18 protein-coding genes are annotated in these 21275 nt (G+C 46.7%); 12 read left to right on the forward strand and 6 right to left on the reverse strand.

Going from position 1 to position 21275, the window contains the following annotated elements:
• Window positions 1–42: 42 nt before the first annotated feature.
• The 7 genes from secA to LFX17_RS08030 all read left to right on the forward strand — a co-directional run bounded on the left by secA (window position 43) and on the right by LFX17_RS08030 (window position 10509).
• Window positions 43–2763, forward strand: a complete 2721-nt coding sequence (gene secA / locus LFX17_RS08000) for a preprotein translocase subunit SecA (protein ID WP_238745990.1) — start codon at window positions 43–45, stop codon at window positions 2761–2763.
• A 56-nt stretch (window positions 2764–2819) separates the two neighbouring features.
• Window positions 2820–3260, forward strand: coding sequence for a hypothetical protein (locus LFX17_RS08005; protein ID WP_238731546.1), 441 nt, complete (start codon window positions 2820–2822; stop codon window positions 3258–3260).
• 102 nt (window positions 3261–3362) lie between these two features.
• Window positions 3363–3740: a hypothetical protein gene (locus LFX17_RS08010; protein ID WP_238745992.1), complete on the forward strand. Its 378-nt coding sequence runs from the start codon at window positions 3363–3365 to the stop codon at window positions 3738–3740.
• Window positions 3741–3896: 156 nt separating this feature from the next.
• Window positions 3897–5306: a TolC family protein gene (locus LFX17_RS08015; protein WP_238745994.1), complete on the forward strand. Its 1410-nt coding sequence runs from the start codon at window positions 3897–3899 to the stop codon at window positions 5304–5306.
• 10 nt (window positions 5307–5316) lie between these two features.
• Window positions 5317–6315, forward strand: a complete 999-nt coding sequence (locus tag LFX17_RS08020; protein WP_238745996.1) for an efflux RND transporter periplasmic adaptor subunit — start codon at window positions 5317–5319, stop codon at window positions 6313–6315.
• A gap of 97 nt (window positions 6316–6412) precedes the next feature.
• The gene (locus LFX17_RS08025; protein WP_238747717.1) at window positions 6413–7150 is read left to right on the forward strand and encodes a hypothetical protein; all 738 of its coding nucleotides are present in this window, start codon (window positions 6413–6415) and stop codon (window positions 7148–7150) included.
• On the forward strand, window positions 7147–10509 hold the full coding sequence (locus LFX17_RS08030; RefSeq protein WP_238745998.1) for an efflux RND transporter permease subunit: 3363 nt from the start codon (window positions 7147–7149) through the stop codon (window positions 10507–10509). Before LFX17_RS08025 ends, LFX17_RS08030 begins: the two co-directional genes overlap by 4 nt.
• Before the next feature lie 284 nt (window positions 10510–10793).
• Here LFX17_RS08030 and LFX17_RS08035 read toward each other — a convergent pair whose 3' ends face one another.
• From LFX17_RS08035 to LFX17_RS08060, 6 genes are all read right to left on the reverse strand, one after another.
• Window positions 10794–10979 (reverse strand): hypothetical protein, encoded by a 186-nt coding sequence (locus LFX17_RS08035; RefSeq protein ID WP_218741119.1) that lies wholly within the window; start codon window positions 10977–10979, stop codon window positions 10794–10796.
• 72 nt (window positions 10980–11051) lie between these two features.
• Complete coding sequence (locus LFX17_RS08040) at window positions 11052–12707, reverse strand: outer membrane beta-barrel protein (RefSeq protein WP_238747719.1); 1656 nt, start codon at window positions 12705–12707, stop codon at window positions 11052–11054.
• A gap of 193 nt (window positions 12708–12900) precedes the next feature.
• Window positions 12901–14199 carry a CCA tRNA nucleotidyltransferase gene (locus LFX17_RS08045; protein ID WP_238746000.1) on the reverse strand — a complete coding sequence of 433 codons (1299 nt, stop codon included), beginning with the start codon at window positions 14197–14199 and terminating at the stop codon, window positions 12901–12903.
• Window positions 14192–14542, reverse strand: coding sequence for a hypothetical protein (locus LFX17_RS08050; RefSeq protein WP_406600488.1), 351 nt, complete (start codon window positions 14540–14542; stop codon window positions 14192–14194). The genes LFX17_RS08045 and LFX17_RS08050 overlap by 8 nt, the downstream gene beginning before the upstream one ends.
• A 79-nt stretch (window positions 14543–14621) precedes the next feature.
• Complete coding sequence (locus LFX17_RS08055; protein WP_238729800.1) at window positions 14622–15011, reverse strand: ribonuclease HI family protein; 390 nt, start codon at window positions 15009–15011, stop codon at window positions 14622–14624.
• Window positions 15008–15325 carry a hypothetical protein gene (locus tag LFX17_RS08060; RefSeq protein WP_238747721.1) on the reverse strand — a complete coding sequence of 106 codons (318 nt, stop codon included), beginning with the start codon at window positions 15323–15325 and terminating at the stop codon, window positions 15008–15010. Before LFX17_RS08060 ends, LFX17_RS08055 begins: the two co-directional genes overlap by 4 nt.
• A gap of 124 nt (window positions 15326–15449) precedes the next feature.
• Here LFX17_RS08060 and LFX17_RS08065 point away from each other — a divergent pair, with 124 nt between their 5' ends.
• From LFX17_RS08065 to LFX17_RS08085, 5 genes are read left to right on the forward strand one after another with little or no spacing between them, the layout of a single operon-like run.
• Window positions 15450–16217, forward strand: coding sequence for an arginyltransferase (locus tag LFX17_RS08065; protein ID WP_238746002.1), 768 nt, complete (start codon window positions 15450–15452; stop codon window positions 16215–16217).
• 59 nt (window positions 16218–16276) lie between these two features.
• Window positions 16277–17005: an SDR family NAD(P)-dependent oxidoreductase gene (locus LFX17_RS08070; protein ID WP_238746004.1), complete on the forward strand. Its 729-nt coding sequence runs from the start codon at window positions 16277–16279 to the stop codon at window positions 17003–17005.
• Between the two features lie 26 nt (window positions 17006–17031).
• Window positions 17032–18537: an FAD-binding oxidoreductase gene (locus LFX17_RS08075; protein WP_238746007.1), complete on the forward strand. Its 1506-nt coding sequence runs from the start codon at window positions 17032–17034 to the stop codon at window positions 18535–18537.
• 6 nt (window positions 18538–18543) lie between these two features.
• Entirely contained in the window at window positions 18544–20019 is a 1476-nt protein-coding gene (locus tag LFX17_RS08080) for a glycosyltransferase family 39 protein (RefSeq protein WP_238746009.1), read from the forward strand.
• Between the two features lie 22 nt (window positions 20020–20041).
• A complete protein-coding gene (locus LFX17_RS08085) occupies window positions 20042–21175 on the forward strand; it encodes a glycosyltransferase family 2 protein (RefSeq protein WP_238746011.1) in 1134 nt (377 codons plus the stop codon).
• Window positions 21176–21275: the final 100 nt, after the last annotated feature.

Below are 21275 nucleotides of genomic sequence, written 5' to 3' on the forward strand. Positions count from 1 at the left end.
CGGCAACGCCATTTTTAAATACGACTCAAACGGAAAATTGATATGATTCAAAGTATTCTCCGAATTATTCTTGGAAGCAAATTCGAAAGAGATTTAAAAAAACTCATCCCGATCGTTTCGGAAATCAATTCTTTGGAAGAAAGAATGAAGGGGATGAACGACTCGGAACTTTCCTCTCAAACGGTCCGTTTTCGGGACCGAATTTCCAAGGGAGAATCCTTGGACTCCATTCTTCCCGAAGCGTTTGCTACGGTTCGAGAAGCTTCTCTGCGCACGATGGGTATGAGACACTTCGACGTTCAGATGATGGGCGGGATCGCTCTGCACGGAGGCAACATCGCGGAGATGAAAACGGGAGAAGGGAAGACCCTAACTTCGACGCTCGCGGTTTATCTCAACGCACTTGCGGGTAAAGGAGTTCACGTGGTTACCGTGAACGACTATCTCGCAAAGCGGGACGCGAACTGGATGAAGCCGATTTACGACTTCCTCGGTATTTCCGTCGGCGTGATTCAGCACGATATGGATCACGAACAGAGAAAGGTCGCGTATTCCGCGGACATTACCTACGGAACCAACAACGAATTCGGTTTCGATTATCTGAGAGACAACATGGTTTCTCACAAGGATCACAAAGTACAACGTTCCCATTTCTTTGCGATCGTGGACGAGGTCGACTCGATCCTGATCGACGAAGCGAGAACACCGCTCATCATTTCCGGTTCTTCGGACGAAACCACGGACAAATACGTTCGCATCAATAAAATCATTCCTAAGCTGATCGAAGGAGAGGATTTCGAAGTCGACGAAAAGGCGCGTAACGTGCTTCTTTCGGAAAAGGGAGTTTCCCATGTCGAAGAGATTCTCGGGATCGAAAACCTCTACGCTCCCGAAAACGTCGACCTCGTACATCACGTTCACCAGGCTTTGAAGGCGCACAAGATCTTTCAAAAGGACGTGGACTACGTCGTTCAAGGCGGAGAAGTCATCATCGTGGACGAGTTCACGGGTCGTTTGATGGCGGGACGCCGTTATTCGGACGGTCTTCACCAAGCGCTCGAAGCGAAAGAAAACGTAACCATCGCGAAAGAATCGCAGACTCTCGCTTCGATCACATTCCAGAACTATTTTAGAATGTACGACAAACTCGCGGGTATGACTGGAACGGCAGATACCGAAGCCGAGGAATTCAGAAAGATCTACAACCTCGACGTCATCGTGATTCCGCCTAACGTGACCGTGCAAAGAAAGGATTCTCCCGATCGCGTTTACAGAACCGAAAAGGAAAAGTTCGACGCGATTCTCGCAGAGATCCGCGATCTCCGCGAGAAAAAACAACCGGTTCTTGTGGGAACGATTTCCATCGAGAAGTCCGAAGTCCTTTCGAGAATGCTCTCCGCCGCGGGAATCCAGCACAACGTCTTAAACGCAAAGTTTCACGAACGCGAAGCCGAAATCGTTGCGAACGCCGGAAAGCCCGGCGCCGTTACGATCGCGACCAACATGGCTGGTAGAGGAACGGACATCGTTCTCGGCGGTGCGCAGCTTTATAAAGAAAGTTTGGAATCTTGGAAGGACGACGACGATCTCGTGCGCCAATTCAAGGAAGCGGTCCTCAAACAGGACTTGAGCAGGGCGGACGATCTTGCACAGAAAATGGATTCTTCCGCAAAACAAAAACGCGCGTCCGAGATTTTACAATCGGTGAAGATCTGGAAAGCCAATCACGAAGAAGTTTTGGCCGCGGGCGGTCTTCACATTCTCGGAACCGAAAGACACGAAGCGAGACGGATCGACAATCAGCTCCGGGGACGTTCGGGTCGTCAGGGTGATCCGGGTTCCAGCCGTTTTTATCTTTCTTTGCAGGACGATCTCATGCGGATCTTCGGATCCGATCGGATTTCGGGTTTAATGAAATGGGCGAACATGCCCGAAGGTCAAGAAATCGAAAGCAAGATGGTGAGTAACGCGATCGCAAGAGCGCAGAAGAGGGTGGAAGGTCACAACTTCGACATTCGAAAACACCTTCTCGAATACGACGACGTGATGAACCGTCAGAGAATCGTGATCTACAAAATGAGAAACGAGGTTCTCGAAAACGAGGATATCTCCGGTCTGCTTCTTACGTTTATCGAAGAAGCGGTGGAGAATCAAATCGTAACTCACTGCGACGGAAACAATCCTTCCGCCTGGAATCTCGATTCGTTGAAAGAATGGCTCGAAGGTTTGGATTTGGAAGTTGCGATCAGCGAAGACGATTTTAAGAAGACCAAAAATCCTCAGCTCGCGTTGTTTGAAAAAGTGAACACGGCCGCAAAGGCGCGTTACGAAGCAAGAGCGCAGTCGATCGGACCGGATATTTGGAAACTCTTGGAAAGAAATATTTTCCTGGATATTCTCGATCACCGTTGGAAGGAACATCTCTATTCCATGGATCATCTCCGAGAAGGAATTTGGACCGTAGGTTACAGCGAAAGAAATCCTCTCGTGGAATACAAACTTCAAGGTTTTAGAATGTTCGACGTTGCGATCGAGAATCTCAAAAACGAAGTAGTGAACTTTCTCTTCCGCGTGGAAGTTTCCGAAAATTCCAAACCGCCGGAAGAAAGAAAGGAATATAAGAAAGTCGGTCAAGAAATTACCGGAGGGTTTGAAGAACTTTCCGGAGGAAAAACCGTTCGTTCCAATGGCGCAGGGGTAACCGTAACGACCAGCTCGGGCGGCGGCACCGAAAGAAAGACAAGCCGGAGAAGAAAGCGGTGAAATTCCGTTGTCTCGGCTCCGCACGGAAGGCCGGAACATTCCTGCTCGTTATCGGAATGTTCGCTTTCTGTGTGACAACTCCTCCGCCGAAGGGCTCCGCAAAGCAGATTTATGCGGATTGTATGGAAACCTTCGGCGATAAGGAAAAATGCGAGAAGCTCGTTCTCAAACAACTTCTCGGCTCCGGTCAAACGGCGGATTCTTCCGCAAACGCAACGGAACAAAACCAAACTTCGGAACCTTCGCTCGATCCGGAAATGGAAAAGAATCTTCGTCTTCGTTCCGAGATCAAAGACACGTTACAAGGACAGAATAGGATCTTTGTAAAAGAATTCTTAGGAAATCCGGATCAGGTTCAGTTTCGTACCAACAGCATCGAGGCCTTTATTTATACAAGACCGATCAGCCGGTTTAAGCCGGGCGCAAAACCGGATCAGGAAATTCGGGTTTTGTTACGCAATGGAACGGTGGTTCGTGTAGAACACGTTGCACCGTAAGTTCGTTTAGACCCCAAAAGAATCAATCGGTGCCCTTTTTTTAGGCATAGAACCCCGAAAAACGTTTGTAAGGGCGCTGCATCCTTTCAATCGTGGACTCAAATGAAGGTCCATTGGATCAGTCGGATTTTAATTCTGCTTTTGACCGCGGTGATCGTATTGCCGTGCGAAGAAGATGGAACCTTTGACCTTGCCTTTCTAGACGTGCAGAGTGGGGAAATCCATTCTTCCTTTGCCAAAAAGATTCACACACAGTCTCGTCACAAAGCTCACACCGAGTTTCAATCGGGGATCGAAGCGAAAGATCTCGCGATTTGTCTCAGAGGACGTTATGACTTCTTGGATCTCGTTTTTTCCGGCTCTTTCGAACTTTCCAAAAGCGAAGTTTATTACGTTTCTCGTAAGTTCAACGCTACTAAAAATCACTTTAGCTATTTATTATCTTCTTTACTTCTAAACTTACCCCCTCCCGTCGTTTAATCGAATTCAACTGAGCACGGTTTTAAGCTAAAAAGCTAGGACCGTATTTTGTCGTTTTGTCGTTTTGGCGTTTTGCGCCAATTCCAAACGAAAAACAAAGAAAACGATCGCGGAGAACCGTACACCGATACGCAAACAAATAAACCTGGAAACCCTATGAGAAAGATTTTCACGTTTTTACTTTTTTTATGGATGGTTCCGATTCTGTCCGAAGGCACAACGCCTCTACCGATCGGATCAGAGTCCGGATTAGGTATTCCCGAATCGCCGGGCCAATCTTCAAATCCGATCCAGCGAGATCTTCCCGAGGTTCTACCCGACAAAGAAAGAACCTTGGATTTGAAAACCGCGGAGGAAAAACTCTGGAGAAACAACTTACTCCTGCTTGCCTCGCGTTTTAACATCGACGCGCGTAAAGCCGGGATCGAACAAGCCGGACTTTATGCGAACCCGAACATCTTTATCGATCAGAGTATCTTTGCGGAACCTACGCAGCGTTATTTCGACTTTACCCGTTCCGGACAAACCGTCGTCCAGATTCAACAGTTGTTTTTGCTCGGCGGTAAAATCGGCAAACGGGTGCGTGTGGCCGAACTCAATGCGAGAATGGGAGAGCAGGAATTTTACGATCTCGCGCGCGAACTCGTAAGCAAGCTGAGAAAACAATTCTACGCGATCTACTATTACAGACAGGCGATTTCCTTTTACGATCAAAGCCTGGAAGCGTTGGGAAGAACGGTCACTTCCGCGGAAATGGGTTATAAAAGAAGGGCGATTTTGCAGGCGGAAGTGCTTCGTTTAAAGGCTCTTTATTTCTTTCTCAAAAAAGAAAGAGAAGAATTGAATATTCGAATTTTGGAAAAAGAAGCGGACCTGCGAGTTTTGTTAAACGACGATTCGTTCCGAAGCACGGACGTTAAAATCGTTCCGATGATCGCTGACAATCAACTCGATAACCTCGAACCGGGCAAACTCAAAAAAGAAGAACTTTTGGAAGTGGCGCGGAACAAAAGACCGGATCTGAAGAAGGCGATCCAAGCGCTTCGTTTCGAAGAGGCGAATTTGGAGCTGCAGCACGCGAACGCGATTCCCGATCTCGCCTTCGGTCCGATGTACAACAGAGGGGGAACCGCCTTTCAGAACTATTGGGGGATCACCGCTCAGTTGAACATTCCTATCTTCGATAGAAATCAGGGAAACATCAAAGCCTCCGAAAAAGCCATTCTTTCCAGAAAACAGGAACTTAAAAACACGTTGTTGGAAGTGGAAAACGACGTCGCCGTTTCGATCGAAACGGCGAGACTCAAAGACGAACTTTATAAGAAGTTCAGAAACACGTATACGCGGGAATACACGGATCTTTCCAAGGACATGATTCTCAGTTACGAAAAACGTTATATTACGATTTTGGAATTTACGGATTTTTTCGAAACCTATCGTTCCAGCGTCGTGGAAATGCTGAAACTGCAGACCGATCGAATGGATGCGATCGAAGGAGTAAATTTCTCCGTGGGGCAGGGAATTCTCATCCCGAAACTCAACCAACCGGCCGCGGAAGAAAAGTGAGGAAACAGACATGAAGATACATTTTACTAGAAGAACACTTTTAATTTCCGGAGCGGCCGCCCTCATCGCAATCGTTTCCATCGCGATTTTAGCCCTTTCCAAAAAAAATAAACAATCGATTTTGCCGCCGAGCAAAGCGATCGTTCATGACAAAGGGGAATGGATCGAGTTTAAGGAAAACAGTCCCGGTCTCGAAATCATCAAAACGTCTCTAATCGGAAAAGAAGGAGAGTTCGTAGAGGTGGAAGCTCCCGCACGTCTGATCGCTTCGACTTCTCCTTCTATGTCGGGCAATGAAAAAATCATACTTTTTGAATCCGCGGATCTGAACGATCTCTATGTCGGCTACATACATTCGAAGAACAGTTTGAATCGTTCGAGAAAAAATCTCGAACGTATCAAGGATATGTTCAAACATAGAGTCGCCACGGAAAAGGATTTGATCGAAGCCGAAACCAACGCCGAAAACGACGCGGCGGAACTCGCCGAGTTCGAAGGAAAACTTAGAGCGGTCGGTTTAAATCCGAACGAACTCAGAGGAGCCGGCGCTCAGAGCGCTTGGATCATCTGCGACGTTCCCGAATCGCAACTTCAAAGTTTGAAAAAAGGAAAAAAAGTAAAACTCAAATTCTCAAGTTTTCCCGAGGCGAACTGGGTTGGAACCGCAGAGGCTCTAGGCGATAACGTGGATCCTATGACCAGAACGGTTAAAGTAAGAATTCTCATCCGAAACGAAAATTACGTTTTAAAACCCGGTATGTTTGCAACGGTCCGTTTTCCGGAAGACCGTAAAGGCGACACGGTCATCGTTCCGTTCACTTCCATCATTACCGTGGAAGGTAAAAATTACGTTTTTGTGGAAGAATCTCCGAGAGAGTTTTATAAGCGGGAAGTCGTTCTCGGAACTTCGGGCGAAGATCGAGTTACCGTGGTAGAAGGATTGACAAAGGGGGATAAGATCGTCGTCGAAGGAACCATTTTACTCAAGGGGCTTAGTTTCGGTTTTTAATATGAATCCATTGAAATACTTAGTCCTACTTACGGCTCGTCTTAAAAATTCATTTTGTTATCTCAAAAAGATCAAGCTGCAAAAGTCCGTCCGGCTTTTGGGGCAGACTTTTATCCTATTAGGATTTTTGAATGTTGCAATCTTTGCACAGAGTCCAAATTCTAAAAACGATTCCAGCTTCAAGAATGATCCTTCTCCGGATTGGACCGAAGATCCGGACCGAAAGACTAAAATCGGCAAGGAAGAAGAGGGTGGCGACGTTCTCAAGGGTAAACCGCTTCCGAAATCGACGAACTTTTTGGTTTACGGAGCGAGCATCGGTTCTCCGGGAAGCGTCAACCTCAATCTTGGTTATTATTATAGGGACGTGGTCGTGCGCGTTTCCGGCGGGAAATGGAATCCTCATTGGTGGGGAGGTCAGGTGGACATCGGTTATAGTTTCTGGAAAACTCCGGTGATCGCACATAGCGTTTCTCTTGTATTCGGAAAGTTTGAAGTAGATCCGTTTCAACCGGAAATCGGCCGGGGAGGACAGAATTCTTATCCTTCCGGTTCTTCTTTTCCGGGTTATTCGCATCGTGATCCTACCTACGAGGATTTGATCATTCGCTCCTACGTTACGGAACAAAATCCTACTTTGGCTTTATATCTTGAACACGAAAGCCGTGATCGCCAAAAAGTGCATTTGAATCAGCAATACGTGGGTTTGACCTACGACTTTTTACTCGGTAATTTCTTCCTCCAAGTCGGAGGAGGGATCGGCAAAGGGGATTATAAGAATCCTCAGTTGCTCATTCAGCTCGGTTACTTATTCGATACGAGGTCTGCGGAATGATTCGAGGTTTGATTGAAGGAGTTTTACGTTTTCGTCTTGCGACCCTGATCGCATCCGCGGCGGCTATCGTTTTCGGAATTTGGGCTTGGATCGATATTCGGAAAGAAGCATATTCCGACATAGCGGATACGCAGGTTCGCTTGATCGCAAAATTTCCCGGAAAAGCCGCTGTGGAAGTGGAGGAACGCGTTACGATTCCCATCGAACGGGTCTTGAATGCGATTCCGAAAGTTTCGGTTCGAAGGTCGAGAACGATCAACGGTCTCGTCGTATTTCAGTTCGTATTTGAAGATGGAACGGACGATTATTTTGCGAGAACCCGTCTTTTAGAACGAGTTCGCGACGCGGATATTCCGGTGGAAGTTCAGCCTGCACTCGGGCCTATGAGTTCTCCCGTCGGCGAAATTTTTCGCTATGTCGTGGAAACGAAAGCGAATCATACGCCGATGGAGCTTCGAACCATTCAGGATTGGGTTATTATGCCCAAGATGCTCGGTATTCCGGGGATCGCGGACGTAGTCACGTTCGGAGGTCTCCCGAAACAATATCATGTAGTGACGACCCCCGACAAATTGATTCGGTATAAGCTCACGATCGACGACGTAATCAAAGCGATTCAGCAAAACAACCTGAATACGGGGGGAAATCTACTTTTACAGGGAGAACAAGGTTTTCCGATCCGTTCTTTAGGAGCGATTCGAGATCCGGTACATATCGAAAACATCGTCGTTAAAACGGTGAACGGTGTGCCCGTTTTTATCCGCGATTTAGGAACGGTGGAGATTTCGCATCCGATTCCGAGCGGGGTTTTAGGTTATACGATCCAAAACGATCAGGAAGGATTGATCGACGTCGATTCTTCCGTTCAAGGTCTGGTTGCGATCCGCCGTTGGGGAGATCCGAATGTCATGGGCGATCGGATCCGCGCGAAAGTTAAGGAGATCAACGAGAATTATTTACCGGACGGGGTTCAGATTCGAACCACGTACGATCGAACCGATCTAGTCAATTATACGTTACGCACCATAGGTAAAACCCTCGTGGAAGGAGTCGTAGTCGTCAGCTTAGTGTTGATCTTTTTTATCGGAAGCGTAAAAGCCTCGATGGTCGTCGTTGCCACGATTCCTTTCGCGATGTTGTTCGCGTTTTTATTGATGGATATCACAGGTATTCCGGCCAGCTTATTGTCGTTAGGCGCTATCGACTTCGGGATCATCGTGGACGGCGCGGTCGTAATGGTGGAAAATATCATGCGCCGCTACCGGGACGCTTCTCCAACCGATAAGAAAAAAGGAATCATCCGTTTTACTGTGGACGCGGCTTCCGAGGTCGGTACGGAAATTATCTTTTCCATTTTAATCATCGTCCTTGCTTATCTTCCGATCTTTTCCTTTGAAAGAATCGAAGGAAGATTGTTCAAGCCGATGGCGTTCACGATCTCCTTTGCGATCCTGGGTGCGTTGATCTTTTCGATGACCGCGATTCCCGTGATGATGTCCTATATCTACCGAAATTATTTCGAATCGCCGAATCCGGGTCCGATCGAATGGCACAATCCGTTTTACGAATGGTTGGAAAAGAAATACGAAAGATTGATCGAGTGGTTGGTCGACCGATCCAAACGCGTCGTTACGATCTGCTTTTCCGTCGTTGGGAGTTTGCTCGTGGTTGGCGGTCTTTCTCTCGGAACCGAATTTCTTCCCGAAATGGACGAGGGGGGATTTAACCTGAGAATTTTCTTTCCGGTCGGAATCTCACTTCCGGAATCCAGAAAATTCATTCCAAAGATTCGACAAATCATCTATAAGAACGAACAGGTAAACGTGGTTCTTTCTCAGTTGGGAAGGAACGACGACGGAACCGATCCGCTTCCTCCGAACCGTTTGGAAGTTCTTGTCGGTTTGAAAGATTACGACGATTGGAAGGAAAAGATCACGAAGACCGAACTTCTTCTTCGAATGAGAAACGATTTGGAAGCGGGGCTGCCCGGAGCCAGGGTGAGTTTTTCTCAGCCGATCATGGATAACCTCTCCGAAGCGATTATGGGTACGATCGCGGATTTGGCGGTCTTCGTTTCCGGAAACGACCTGAAAGTGATGCGACAGATCTCGACAGAAATTCTAGATATCGTCAAAGAAATGAAAGGTGCGAGCGAATTTGGGATCGAACAGGAGGCGGATAGTCCGCAACTTACGGTACGTATCGATCGGGAGGCGGCAGCCCGTTACGGAATCAACGTGAGCGATATACAGCAAATGGTGGAAGCGGCGATCGGGATGCAAAGAATCGACACTCTCTATGAAGGTCCTTCCGACATTCCTCCGAAAACTCCTGCACGATTCGGAATTGTCGTACGTTTTTCCAAAGACTACCGAACCTCTCAACGAGCGATCGAAAATATGCCTATCATATCTCCGAAAGGAGAAAGAATCCCTTTGTCCGAATTGGCAAAGGTGACTTTGGAAGACGGGCCGACAATGATCTTTCGTCAGGAAGGAAGAAGGACGGTAACGGTTCGTACGAACATACGCGGACGGGATCAGGGAGGTTTCGTTGCGGAACTTCGCAAGATCGTCGAAAAGAAGGTCAAACTTCCGGAAGGTTACGAGATTCGTTACGGAGGACAGTATGAAAACCTTGCCAGGGTAGGAACGCGTCTCGCGATGGTGATTCCTCTTACGATCGCGATCATTTTCGGCGTATTGTACTTACTTTATAAAAACCTAAAGTACGTCTACGTCGCTCTCGCTTGTATTCCGCTTTCCCTCGTGGGTGGAATTTATGCTCTTTTGATGCGAGGGTATTACTTCAACGTATCGGGCGGGGTGGGATTTATTTCCTTGTTTGGAATCGCCACGATGGCCGGGGTTCTTTTCGTCTCCCGTACCAATCACTTGTTGCACGAGGATGACGAGATCAGCGTGAAAGAAGCAGTAAAAAAAGCCGCGGTGATTCAGCTTCGTCCGATGCTGATGACGATGCTTTTGGCCTTGCTCGGTTTGATTCCCGCTACGTTGGCCTCCGGAGTCGGCTCGGACGTCCAAAGACCTCTTGCGACCGTGATCGTGGGCGGTTTATTTTCCGCGTTGCTTCTCGTGTTGACCGTACTTCCTTCTCTTTATTTGATTCTTGTCGGCGAGCGAGAATACAGCAAACTCAAGAAACCGAAGGATTCTTCTTTGGAGCCGTTTACGTATTTGGATCAGCTTTCTCTGGAAGAATATGAGGAAGAATTCGATAAACCTCAGAGTGAAACGGTGGAAAAGTCGAGGAAGGTCGGTAAAAAAGGTTCTTCGACGGCCGAGTCCACAAAAGGAAAATCTTCTACGGGTTCCGCAGCGAAGAAGAAAAAGAAATAGGATTTGTCCGAAAATATAAAAACTGTGGGAACTCCACGACGGAAGCGGTCTTTGAAAAGCCGATGAGATCGAGAAATACGGTCTCTTGTGGGAGCTATTACGATTTAGTTTCCGGTTCTAGGTTGAGCTGTAAACCTTGTTAGGCGCTTCCATACGAGCACTCGACAACTTACAACTTTCGTTATAAACAGAAACGGAGTGTAAGATCTTATCTTGGCTATTACAAAAGGATTTGTTCGAAAACATCGGACAAATCCTTTTTTGTATACGGTTTTTGAAAGTGATTATCGAGCGGCGAGATAGTATTCCGAAATGTATAGAAGCTGTTGTTCGGTAAGACGATTGTCCGCCGATTTTCCGTTTCTATAGGTCGTTTGTTTCGAATCTTCCAACACACTCAGACCGGTTTGAAACGTGGAGTTTCCGATTTCCGATCTTTTTGTTCTTTGTAAAAATTCTCTCAATCTCATGCTGCTTTCTCTTTTAAAAAAAAGGCGCCCGATGAAGAGCGCCCTTTGATACATAGGATTCTCGCTTTCGTATTAAAACTTAGCGACAACCCCTAAGGTCAGACCGTATTGGTGATCTTGTTTTTCACCTTTTTGGTCAACGAATTGTTTGCCGGTTGCCCAGTCTCTACGAAGGTCGAGTTTGATCAACAGGTTCTCGGTGAAGTTCCAAACCGGAGTAACGGTAAAGGTTTTGTACTGTCCCGCGTTTCTGGTTCCACCGTAGTTTTTGTAGTCGTCGCTCATCGCTTCGAGAACTTGCTCTTTCGTGATTCCCAAAGATCCGAAATTTGCATCCGCCGCAAGAGCAGTGGCTAACGCCTCTGCAACCGCTAAGTCGGTGGCTTTCTTATATTCACTGACGTATGCATTTACGCCCATGAAAGGGTTGAAGGTAGTCAACGCGCCGTTGTTGTGTTTGTCGTCGATGTATTCCGCACGAACGTTCACACCCCAAGCTTCGTTGATTTTAAACTTCGCGAAGATACCGTACGCTTTGTAGGTCGTCTTAGCGTCGCGTTTGTTGTTCAAGCCCCAGAAAAGAGTGTCTTTGTTGAAAACTTCCGCTCCGGTCGCATCCACGTTGTAGCGTTTTTGATCCAAGCTGTTGTTTGCCAATGCGCCGGATTTTTCGCTCCAAGTGTAATCCAAATCGATCGTGATCTTGTCCGTCGGAGTGATGGAAAGGATCGCGTGGTTCATGAACCAGTAGTCCTTGTTGTACTGCGCTCTGTTCGGGTTCGCAACGTTATACTTTCCGATGTTCGCATCGCCAAGAGCGGTTGCAAGTTCGGTAGCAAGAGCCGCTTTTGCAGGATCGACACGAGAGACAGCACCGTCGCTCGAGTAAAGTGTGTTCCAAGTGATGGAGAGCTTATCCTCGATCAGTTGACCTTTAATCTGAGTTCCGACCGCTTTTCTTTCGGTTTGACCTTCTACGAAGTAGCTTTTTCCGGCTGCAGGACCGCTGTAATTCAGATCCGTAATGATCTGCGTTGGAGCCGTCGTCGTATTCGCGGGAGAGTTATAACCGGTACCAGCGCCACTGTTGTAAACGTAGAAAGTTCCGGCCCATTTGTCCGTGAACTGAGTGGTCAAGCGAGCACCGGTGTGAATAAAGGGGATCGTATTTTGGAAGATCGCACCAATCGAATAGTTCGGGTTGCTCATCGATTCGAGAACCTCGTACCCGATATGGGTTGCCATCTTACCGACATCCAGAGTCATCCCTTTTAAAACCGGGAAATACAAACTTACGTATGCCTGTTTCAGCATGTTGTAGTTGTAGATGCTGTTGCTTGCGGAGTACGGAGCTTCCTGAAACGCGTTGTTCTGGCCGTTTTGGAAGTCGACTCTGAAACCCCAAGGAGAACTTTTTTCAGCGGCTTTTTGGATCGTAAGGGCGACCGCGTTTACCGCAAAGTTCTTGTTGCTGGTTTCGAAAGCGCGGGTAGCATCAACGTCGTTTCCTTGTTTCGGGTTGAGATTGTACATGTAATACACATCTGCGAATCCGGAAAATTCAACCTGATCATACCATTTCTTATCTTCGGGCTCTGCCGCTTTGGGAGCCGGCGCGGGTGCAACCGTCGCGTCTGCCGCTGGTTTCTTTCCGGTCTGGGCAAAGACCTGAGAGGAAGCAACGAGGCAGAGAACGGAAGCAACGAGGCTCAATGTTTTTGTTCTCATCATTCTCCTAAATCTCCTATGCCCATCTTATGCAAAATGTATGCCAACGCTTAAAAAATGGAAATTAGCTAAAAAACGAGCATTTAACCTATAGAGAGAAGGGTGTAGGCTGCTTATAGAATAGAAGCAAGGTGAATAACGGAGCTTTTTATTGGGACAAATGTCTAAAAATTAGGCACGATCTGAAAAGGATTTAGCGAGGCAAAAGGGCGATCAAAGAAGCTTTTGTGTTTTCGTTCGGGTATTCCAGGACATGAGACAGAAGTTTTCCGAGGATCGATCCGATTTCTTTCGGAGGTAATTTCGGACATTCACGGAGAATGTCTTCCCCGCGAAGTGCAAGTTCGGTGACGAGAAGCGCTTCTTTCTTAGCGATCAGAGCGAGTAGGCGCCCAAGATCGAAAACTTCTTTCAAAGAAGGCTCGTAAGTAGTTGCAAGATTTAGAATGTGTTCGGTCACAATTTTCAGATGTTCCCTTCCCGCGTGAACGCAGATCGGATGCAGGATCGTTTTGCGGATTTCCGAGTCGCTCACGGAAGAATTCTCCCGCGGCGAAAGAAGAACGGAAAGCATCGAGGAAAAAAACAAGGAATCCTTCGTATTCTGATTCGAATAACGAAGATCTTTCATGAATTGTTTTGCGGAAGGGATTTCAGAAAAACTTCCGAACAACCAAGCGTGCAGAAACGAAATCCGCAAACTCGGAGGAAAAGCGGGGACTTTCGAAATCGTCTCGATCACGGTTTTGTTATTCGTAGGATAGAGTTTTACGTTCGTAAACAATTCTAAGATTTGGAATTTTTGAAAGAGGAGCAGGGAATCGCTCGGATCGTTACTCCGCAACGTCTTACCCAGTTCGTCGTGAACTCGTTCCCTGGAAACCTTGGCGGTGATATTTCGACAGGAGACGATCGCCTTTTCGGTTTCTTCTTCGAGGGTAAAACCCAAACTGCTGACGAATCGGATCGCGCGGATCGGACGCAAGCCGTCTTCGGTGAATCTTCCGATCGGATCTCCGATCGTTCGTATGATTCGATTCCGTATGTCTTCCAGTCCATTGTGTTCGTCCACGAGACGTTTTTCTTCGAGGTCAAGCGCGAGCGCGTTCATCGTAAAGTCGCGCCGTTTTAGATCTTCGCTTAACGAAACTCCGAACTCCACTGTCTCGGGCCTTCTTCCATCCAGGTAATCCGCGTCCTTTCGAAACGTAGTGATCTCGTAAGCCCGATCTTGAAGCAGAACCGTTACGGTTCCGTGTTTGATTCCCGTGGGAACGGTCCGTTTGAACAACGTTACGATCGTTTCGGGCAATAGGGAAGTTGTGAGGTCGAATTCATCCGGAATTTTGGATAAAACCAAATCGCGCACGCTACCGCCGACCAGATAACATTCTCCGCCTGCCGATCGAATACTTTGTGTTAGGTGAAGCATGTCTTCCCGATAGACTTCGGGAATCCGAGAAATCAATTCTCCCGCGTCTACGTCAGTCATTTTGAATCAGTTTTTTCCAGAGATTTCCGTAGCGATTGCGAAGCGTTTCGTTGTTCTGAAGAATCTTGTCGATCTTTTGTTTCCATTCGGAATCGACGGTGATTTGGCTGAACGGCAATTCCGTTTTTTCGGATAGGATTCGATCGATTCCCGCCGCCGTTTTTTCCGTCGCGAAGTCGCAGAGTTCTTTTGCGTCCGGTGTTTCCTTTTCGGACAAACAAAGAAGAAGCATTTCCTCGTATTTTTCTTTCGTTTGCAGATCGACGAGTTTGTCTTTGAGGGATCGGCCGCAGTAGACGAAAACGAAAAGTAACAAAACGAACGGAAGAATTCTCCCGCTCAAAAACAAGATTCGGCCGAATGATTGAATCCGAGGAAACGAAAACGTATTTTTCGCCGCGGGAAACGACGGAGATGAATTTTCAGGATTTGAACGCTTCGTTGGCGAGTTTGTCTGCGACTGAATTTTTTTCACGGGGAACATGCGTTATCTGGAAAGTATGCAAGGACGAAACGAGTTTGTCCACTTCCTTTTTGTATTCGATAAGATTGGGATGTTTCACCTTGTATCTTCCCGTGACCTGACGAACCACGAGTTCCGAATCCATGTGCGCGTGAACGGAATCGAACTTCCGGCGGATACATTCTTCCAGACCTTTTTTTAAAGCGGTCCATTCCGCGACGTTGTTGGTCGTGTCTCCGATTCGTTCGGAAATTCTGAATTCCTCCCGATCGCCTTCGTAGGCAACAATACCGATGGACGAAGGGCCGGGATTTCCTTTGGAGGCCCCGTCGCAAAAGATCGTAATCAAGAATTTTTTTCCTTTCGCAATAGATCGATTCCGAATCGGATCGGTTTCCAGACGATCACGTAAAACAAAAGCAGTCCGCCCTTTACGATTCCGCTCAAAAACGTGAGAACGAATTCCAAGATCAAGTTCGTGACGGAATAGAACGCTTCCGGGTTGAAAAGAGTAAAGAGAAAGGAAACGAGCCCCAATCCCAAAAGAACGAATTGTAAAACCGCGTTTCCGATTAAAAAAGAAAGAAGACTAACGATCGTGAAAAATAAGGCTAAGCGGAGTCCGCGTTTTTTGACTTCGAAGTTCATAAAGAGTTCGTGCATCTGTAAATTCTTTGATCCTTGCACTTGGGTTTCGTTTACGGCCATACTGAAAACAACCGCCTCTTTCGTCGAGTTTTCCCTAAAAAACTTTACGAGTCCGCCGCGATATGTCATCCTTTCCTAGATGATCCGGCAAAAACTGCAAGACTTGGTCGATTCTCTTCCGATTAGTCCGGAAAGAAGTTGTTCGTATTATCCGGATCGCCTCAGTCAGATTCAATACCTTCCGTTTCAAGGGGAGATCGCAAAGGAAGCTCTTCAGTTTTTTTTCGATTCCGGTTTTCGTAGAACCGGCAACATTCTGTATCGGGCGTCTTGCAACGGGTGCAAGGATTGTCTGAGTTATCGGATTCCTCTGGATCAATTCACTCCGAGCCGGAACCGCAGGCGTCTTTTAAAAAAGAATTCCGATCTTACGATTCGGTTTGCGCCTCCTTCTCTCACAACAGATAAGGAACGTCTTTATTTGCGTTATCAAAGGTTGCGCTACGAGAGTTTCGTAAGCGGAGAATCGGATCAGGAACTTCTGGAAGGAATGCGTTGGAATCTTTTCGGCACTCCGGAGAATTCTCTCGAAATGACTTTGTGGCTGGGAGAAAAACTTCTCGGCTTTATGATCTTGGACTACGCTGCGGATTCTCTCTCAGCCGTTTATTCCGTGTATGATCCGGAATATCCCGATCGAAGTCTGGGCAGCTTCGCGATTCTCTGTTCGATTTTATACGCCAAGGAATCGGGAATGAAATTTTATCATTTGGGATATTTCCTTCCCGGTCATCCCGATATGGATTATAAAAAGTTTTGGGGACCGTCCGAGATCCGCGAACCGGACGGAACGGATTGGACGTCGTTCGAGGAATTTCAAAAAAGCCACGCGGACTTTTCCTGGTAGAGGATTCTCCCTTTAAATCATACTTGTCAGTTCCGTTTCTTTTCTTAAAACGGATGAATATGGCAAAAAAAATCATCGTCGTGGGTGCATCTAGCGGTATCGGAAAAGAATTGGCTCTTCTTCTTTTGGAGCGGGGAAATACGGTCACTCTCGTGGCTCGTCGCGATAAGGAACTGAAAACGATCGCCGCTCCTTACAAATCAAACGCATTCATCATCAAACACGACGTTACGAACTTCGATCAGGCGGACTCCGTTTTTCAGAAGGCGGTCAAGTCGATGAAGGGACTCGACGAAATCTATTACGCTTCCGGAATCATGTACGACATCAAACCGGAAGAGTTCGACACGTCAAAGGACATCGCCATGTTGAACACGAATCTTTTGGGTTGTGTGGCTTGGCTCAATCCCGCGGCGGCGCTGTTTCAAAAACAGAAAAGCGGAAAGATCATCGGAATCTCCTCCATCGCGGGCGACCGCGGAAGAAGAGGAAATCCGGTCTACAACACATCCAAGGCCGGAATGAACACGTATCTCGAAGCGCTTCGCAATCGTCTTGCGGTTTTAGGCGTTCAAGTTCTCACCGTAAAACCGGGGTTTATCGATACGGCGATGACGCAGGGGATGAAAGGTCTTTTTTGGCTCATCTCCGCGAAAGAAGCCGCTTCGATTATTTTGAAGGCGACCGATTCCGGAAAAGAAAACATCTACGTTCCCGCGCGCTGGGGACTTGTTGGATTGATCATCCGTTGTATTCCTTCCTTTATCTTCAGACGTCTTTCCATTTGATCTTTCAGGATTAAAGGGGGTAACACATGGCAACCGCATCCAAAGCAAAGACTTCTTCCCCGAAGAAGAAGTCTTCCGCAAAAACTTCGAAACCATCTAAGACGAAAAAATCGTCGATCGACATCGCGCTTCCCGCTCCGAGTAAGGTGGAAGCGTGGGGAATGAATCATCATTCGATGTCTCCCGTCGTATTTCCCGAAACGGAAGAGGACTTCCGCGATCTCTTTTCCTATGCAAGTTCGAAAGGGATAAAACTTACCTTCCGCGGAGGAGGCTGCAGCTACGGAGACGCGGCGACCAACACGAAGGGAATCGTCATCAATATCTCGAAATACAATCGAATCTTAGAATTCAACGCGAAGACAGGAGTTCTCAAAGCGGAATCCGGAGTAACGATCAAACAACTCTGGGAATTCGGAATCGAAAAAGGATTTTGGCCTCCCGTCGTAAGCGGAACCATGTTTCCGACGCTCGGCGGCGCTTTATCCATGAATATCCACGGAAAGAACAACTTCGCCGTGGGACCGATCGGGGATCATATTCTCGAGTTCACCTTTATGACGCCCGACGGAAAGGTTCTTACCTGTTCCCGTAAGAAGAATCAGGAACTGTTCTTCGGAGCCATTTCCGGCTTTGGGATGTTAGGCGCTTTTTTGACCGTGACGATTCAGATGAAACCTATCTACGCCGGAAAGATGAAGGTATGGCCGGTCGTAAGTAAAAATCTGCAGGATATGTTCGACTACTTCGAACGGGAATACAAACATTCCGATTACCTCGTGGGTTGGGTGGACGCGTTCGCATCGGGAAATTCTCTCGGAAGAGGACAGATCCACAAAGCGGTTCATTTAAAAAAGGGAGAAGATCCCGATTTTCCGGAAAACTGTAAATTAGAAAAACAGAATTTACCCGGCACCTTTCTCGGAGTGATTCCCAAGGCTTGGATGTGGATGTTTATGCTTCCTTTCTCCAACAACCTCGGAATGAGACTCGTGAACTTCGCGAAGTTTATCTCCGGTTATCTGACCAACAACAAACCCTATATGCAAGGGCACGCGGAGTATGCGTTCTTGTTGGATTACGTTCCGAACTGGAAGTTTATGTATAAACCCGGCTCGATGATCCAATACCAGAGTTTTATACCCAAGGAGAACGCGGTCGACGGCTTTTCGGAAATTTTAAGAATCTGTCAGAAGAGGGGAATCGTCACTTGGCTCGCTGTATTCAAAAAACATAAACCGGATCCATTTCTTCTCACGCACGCGCTCGACGGATATTCGATGGCGATGGATTTTCCCGTTACTTCCGGAAACAAAAAAAGACTTTGGGAACTTGCGGGAGAATTGGACGAGATCGTGTTGAAGTACGGCGGCAAATTCTACTTTGCCAAAGACAGCACGCTCCGACCGGAAATCGTTCAACGTGCGTTTCCCAAAAAAAATCTCGAAACCTTTCATTCCCTCAAAAAGAAATACGATCCGAAAGGAATTTTGGAAACGGATCTGTATAGAAGGATTATGGGAATCTGGTAAAATCGTATGGGCCGATGGAACGCGTTTGTAACTTCATTTAAAAAGAATAAGGATATAAAAGTATTCCTCGTTCTTTTTGCTGCGGGCGCTTTTATCCGGCTTTTCCGACTGGATCTGCAAAGTCCCTGGGAAGACGAGCTCTTTTCGATCCGTGCGTCCTCCGAGACTTCGCTTAACAATCTTTGGGATTGGATGAAGAACGATCCACATCCTCCCTTGTATCAAACCGTATTGTATTTTTGGTTTCAGCTTTTCGGTCCCACGGTTTTTGTCGGGAGAATGCTCAGTGCAATCGCGGGATTGTCGGTTCCGCTCGCGTTTTACGCGTTTTCTCCCGCGGCTCTCAGCGGACGAATTCGAGTGAGCGTCGCGGCGCTTTTGAGTTTATCGACCGGGTTGATTTATTATTCGCAGGAACTTCGTTCTTACAGTCTATTGATTTTGTTTTGCACGATTCAGTTGACGGTTCTTTTAAAACTAGTCTACGAAGAGGACAATAAGTCATCTCTTACATGGAGTTTATTAGGAATTTCTTTAGTAGCGTCTTATACTCACTTTTTCGGATTTATCTGGTCCGCCTCCTCGTTTCTTGGAATCTTTTTGTACGAATGGATTCTTTCTAAAAAATTTCCCAAGAGAGAATTCTTTTTCGGGATAGGATTTGCGATTTTGTTTCTTCCCGCCTTATATCTTTTATTCAATTCGGATAAGATCGGGATCGCATCTTGGATTCCGGAAGCGGGATTGACCGCGTTTCTCGTCTTCTTCGATCTGATGTTTCATTCCGGAATTTTAAAGAAGTTTATACCGGGAATCGTCGCTTCCTTAGCTTTATTTGCCGGGTTTGCCTCTTTGTATTTTCAAAGGAATCAAAACGATTCCGAGTCGGTGAATTTGGAACAAGCTCATAAAAAGGCTTCTATTTTGCTTCTTTTGATCCTACTGATTTTTTCCGTTGTCCTGGGGATCTTATCCGCGATTCAGCCGTTGATCACCGCGAGAAATCTTTTAGTTACGGCTCCCGCTTTGTATTTTTTGGTCGCAACGGGTTTTTCTCTTTTTCCTATCTACAAAGGAAGAAGATTGGAATCCGTTTTGATTTTGATTTCAATCGTTTCGCTCTATTATTTTACCCGATATTATTATAAACCGTATAAGGAACAGTGGAGAGAAAGCTCCCAATACATCATTTCCGAAATAAAGGAACATCCGGAAGAGTTTACGATATTATGTTCTTCTCATGCGTATAACATGGAATATTTCCTAAAAACCGCGGGAATTCAAGGGGTCGTTCCTAAAATTTACAGCAAGGAAGAAGCGGATCTTTTTATAAAAGACCCCGCCCGCAGAAAACTCGTGATCCTCGAAACTTCGTGGAAATATCTCGATGCGGAACAAGTGGACGTTTTGTTCAGTCGCAAAGTATTCGATCGGAATGATCGGTTGTTTTACGGAATGCGCGTCATCTCCATTCGCAAATAGCATCACGGAATCGTAATCAATTATGAAGAAAAAGAATATCACTTATGTCATCCCCTGTTTGAACGAGGAAAAAACGCTTCCTCTCGTTTTGGAAAAGCTCGTTCGACTCAAGAAAGAATTGAAACAATACAACGTTGAAATTCTCGTTTCCGACAACGGAAGCGAAGATAAATCGGTATCGATCGCAAAGAAGTTCGGCGCGAAAGTCGTACATTGCAAAGAAAGAGGATACGGGGCCGCGCTCAACTTCGGAATTATCAACGCCGGCGGAGAAGTAGTTCTTTTTGCGGACGCTGATGATACGTATGACTTTCTGGAATCGCCCGCACTGCTTGCGGAGATCGAAAAAGGTGCGGAGTTCGTGATCGGCTCCCGGTTGGACGGAACGATTCATAAAGGTGCGATGCCGTTTTTGCATCGTTATTTGGGGACGCCGGTCATAAACTGGATTATCAATGTATTATATTCAAAAAAAGGAAATCGTGTAAAGGACGCGAACTCAGGCTTTCGTTGTTTCTTAAAAAAGAAATATCTGGAATGGGAGATCGAAAGTACGGGAATGGAATTCGCTTCCGAGATGCTCGTTAAAGCGCTGAGAAGCGGAGTGAAACTTTCACACGTTCCGATCAGTCTTCATCCTGATGTTGCGGGAAGGGTTCCTCATTTAAGAACTTGGAGGGACGGGATGAGACATCTTTTACAGATTCTAATCCATTCTCAGCAGCTTTTTTATTATACTGGTTTTGCACTGTTTTTTACGGGATGGGCGATTACGATCGCGGGTTATTTTACGGGAATCATTCAAGTGGGACCGTTTCATATCTTCGGAATTCATTCGCTTACCGTTTCCCTTCTCGTTGCGACTCTAGGACAGACGGTCTGGGCGATCGGTCTGTTTTTGGCGGCTCGTAAGATTCCGGAACTCGGTTTGTATTCCAAGCTGAGTCTTCTTTCCGAAGATTTGCTTTTCTGGTACTCCGCGAGAATGATTCTTTTCGTGGTTCTTCTTTTTGCTTTTATCGTGTTTCGCTGGTGGCGAAATGCCTTTCAGGTTCTCGATTTGGAAAAGGAGATTCTGATGATCAGCTTTTTGAGCGTTCAGATTCTAAATTTAATCGGACAAACGATTACCGCTCATCTTCTAAAAAGAACATAACGAGCGATCCTTAGAGAGCGAGTTAGACAAATTTTCGCGGAGCGATAAAAATTTGTCTATCAACGGAGTTGATAAATAGAGCGTTCGAACCGCTTCCCTG

The sequence above is a fragment of the Leptospira sanjuanensis genome (assembly GCF_022267375.1).
Taxonomy (GTDB): Bacteria; Spirochaetota; Leptospiria; order Leptospirales; family Leptospiraceae; genus Leptospira; species Leptospira sanjuanensis.

Coding starts and splice junctions, on each gene's coding strand:
- LFX17_RS08005 (WP_238731546.1), top strand. CDS start 2,820: ATGTTCGCTTTCTGTGTGACAACTCCTCCGCCGAAGGGCTCCGCAAAG.
- LFX17_RS08030 (WP_238745998.1), top strand. CDS start 7,147: ATGATTCGAGGTTTGATTGAAGGAGTTTTACGTTTTCGTCTTGCGACC.
- LFX17_RS08040 (WP_238747719.1), bottom strand. CDS start 12,707: ATGAGAACAAAAACATTGAGCCTCGTTGCTTCCGTTCTCTGCCTCGTT.
- LFX17_RS08065 (WP_238746002.1), top strand. CDS start 15,450: ATGATCCGGCAAAAACTGCAAGACTTGGTCGATTCTCTTCCGATTAGT.
- LFX17_RS08045 (WP_238746000.1), bottom strand. CDS start 14,199: ATGACTGACGTAGACGCGGGAGAATTGATTTCTCGGATTCCCGAAGTC.
- LFX17_RS08075 (WP_238746007.1), top strand. CDS start 17,032: ATGGCAACCGCATCCAAAGCAAAGACTTCTTCCCCGAAGAAGAAGTCT.
- LFX17_RS08080 (WP_238746009.1), top strand. CDS start 18,544: ATGGGCCGATGGAACGCGTTTGTAACTTCATTTAAAAAGAATAAGGAT.
- secA (WP_238745990.1), top strand. CDS start 43: ATGATTCAAAGTATTCTCCGAATTATTCTTGGAAGCAAATTCGAAAGA.
- LFX17_RS08010 (WP_238745992.1), top strand. CDS start 3,363: ATGAAGGTCCATTGGATCAGTCGGATTTTAATTCTGCTTTTGACCGCG.
- LFX17_RS08060 (WP_238747721.1), bottom strand. CDS start 15,325: ATGCACGAACTCTTTATGAACTTCGAAGTCAAAAAACGCGGACTCCGC.
- LFX17_RS08035 (WP_218741119.1), bottom strand. CDS start 10,979: ATGAGATTGAGAGAATTTTTACAAAGAACAAAAAGATCGGAAATCGGA.
- LFX17_RS08015 (WP_238745994.1), top strand. CDS start 3,897: ATGAGAAAGATTTTCACGTTTTTACTTTTTTTATGGATGGTTCCGATT.
- LFX17_RS08085 (WP_238746011.1), top strand. CDS start 20,042: ATGAAGAAAAAGAATATCACTTATGTCATCCCCTGTTTGAACGAGGAA.
- LFX17_RS08020 (WP_238745996.1), top strand. CDS start 5,317: ATGAAGATACATTTTACTAGAAGAACACTTTTAATTTCCGGAGCGGCC.
- LFX17_RS08070 (WP_238746004.1), top strand. CDS start 16,277: ATGGCAAAAAAAATCATCGTCGTGGGTGCATCTAGCGGTATCGGAAAA.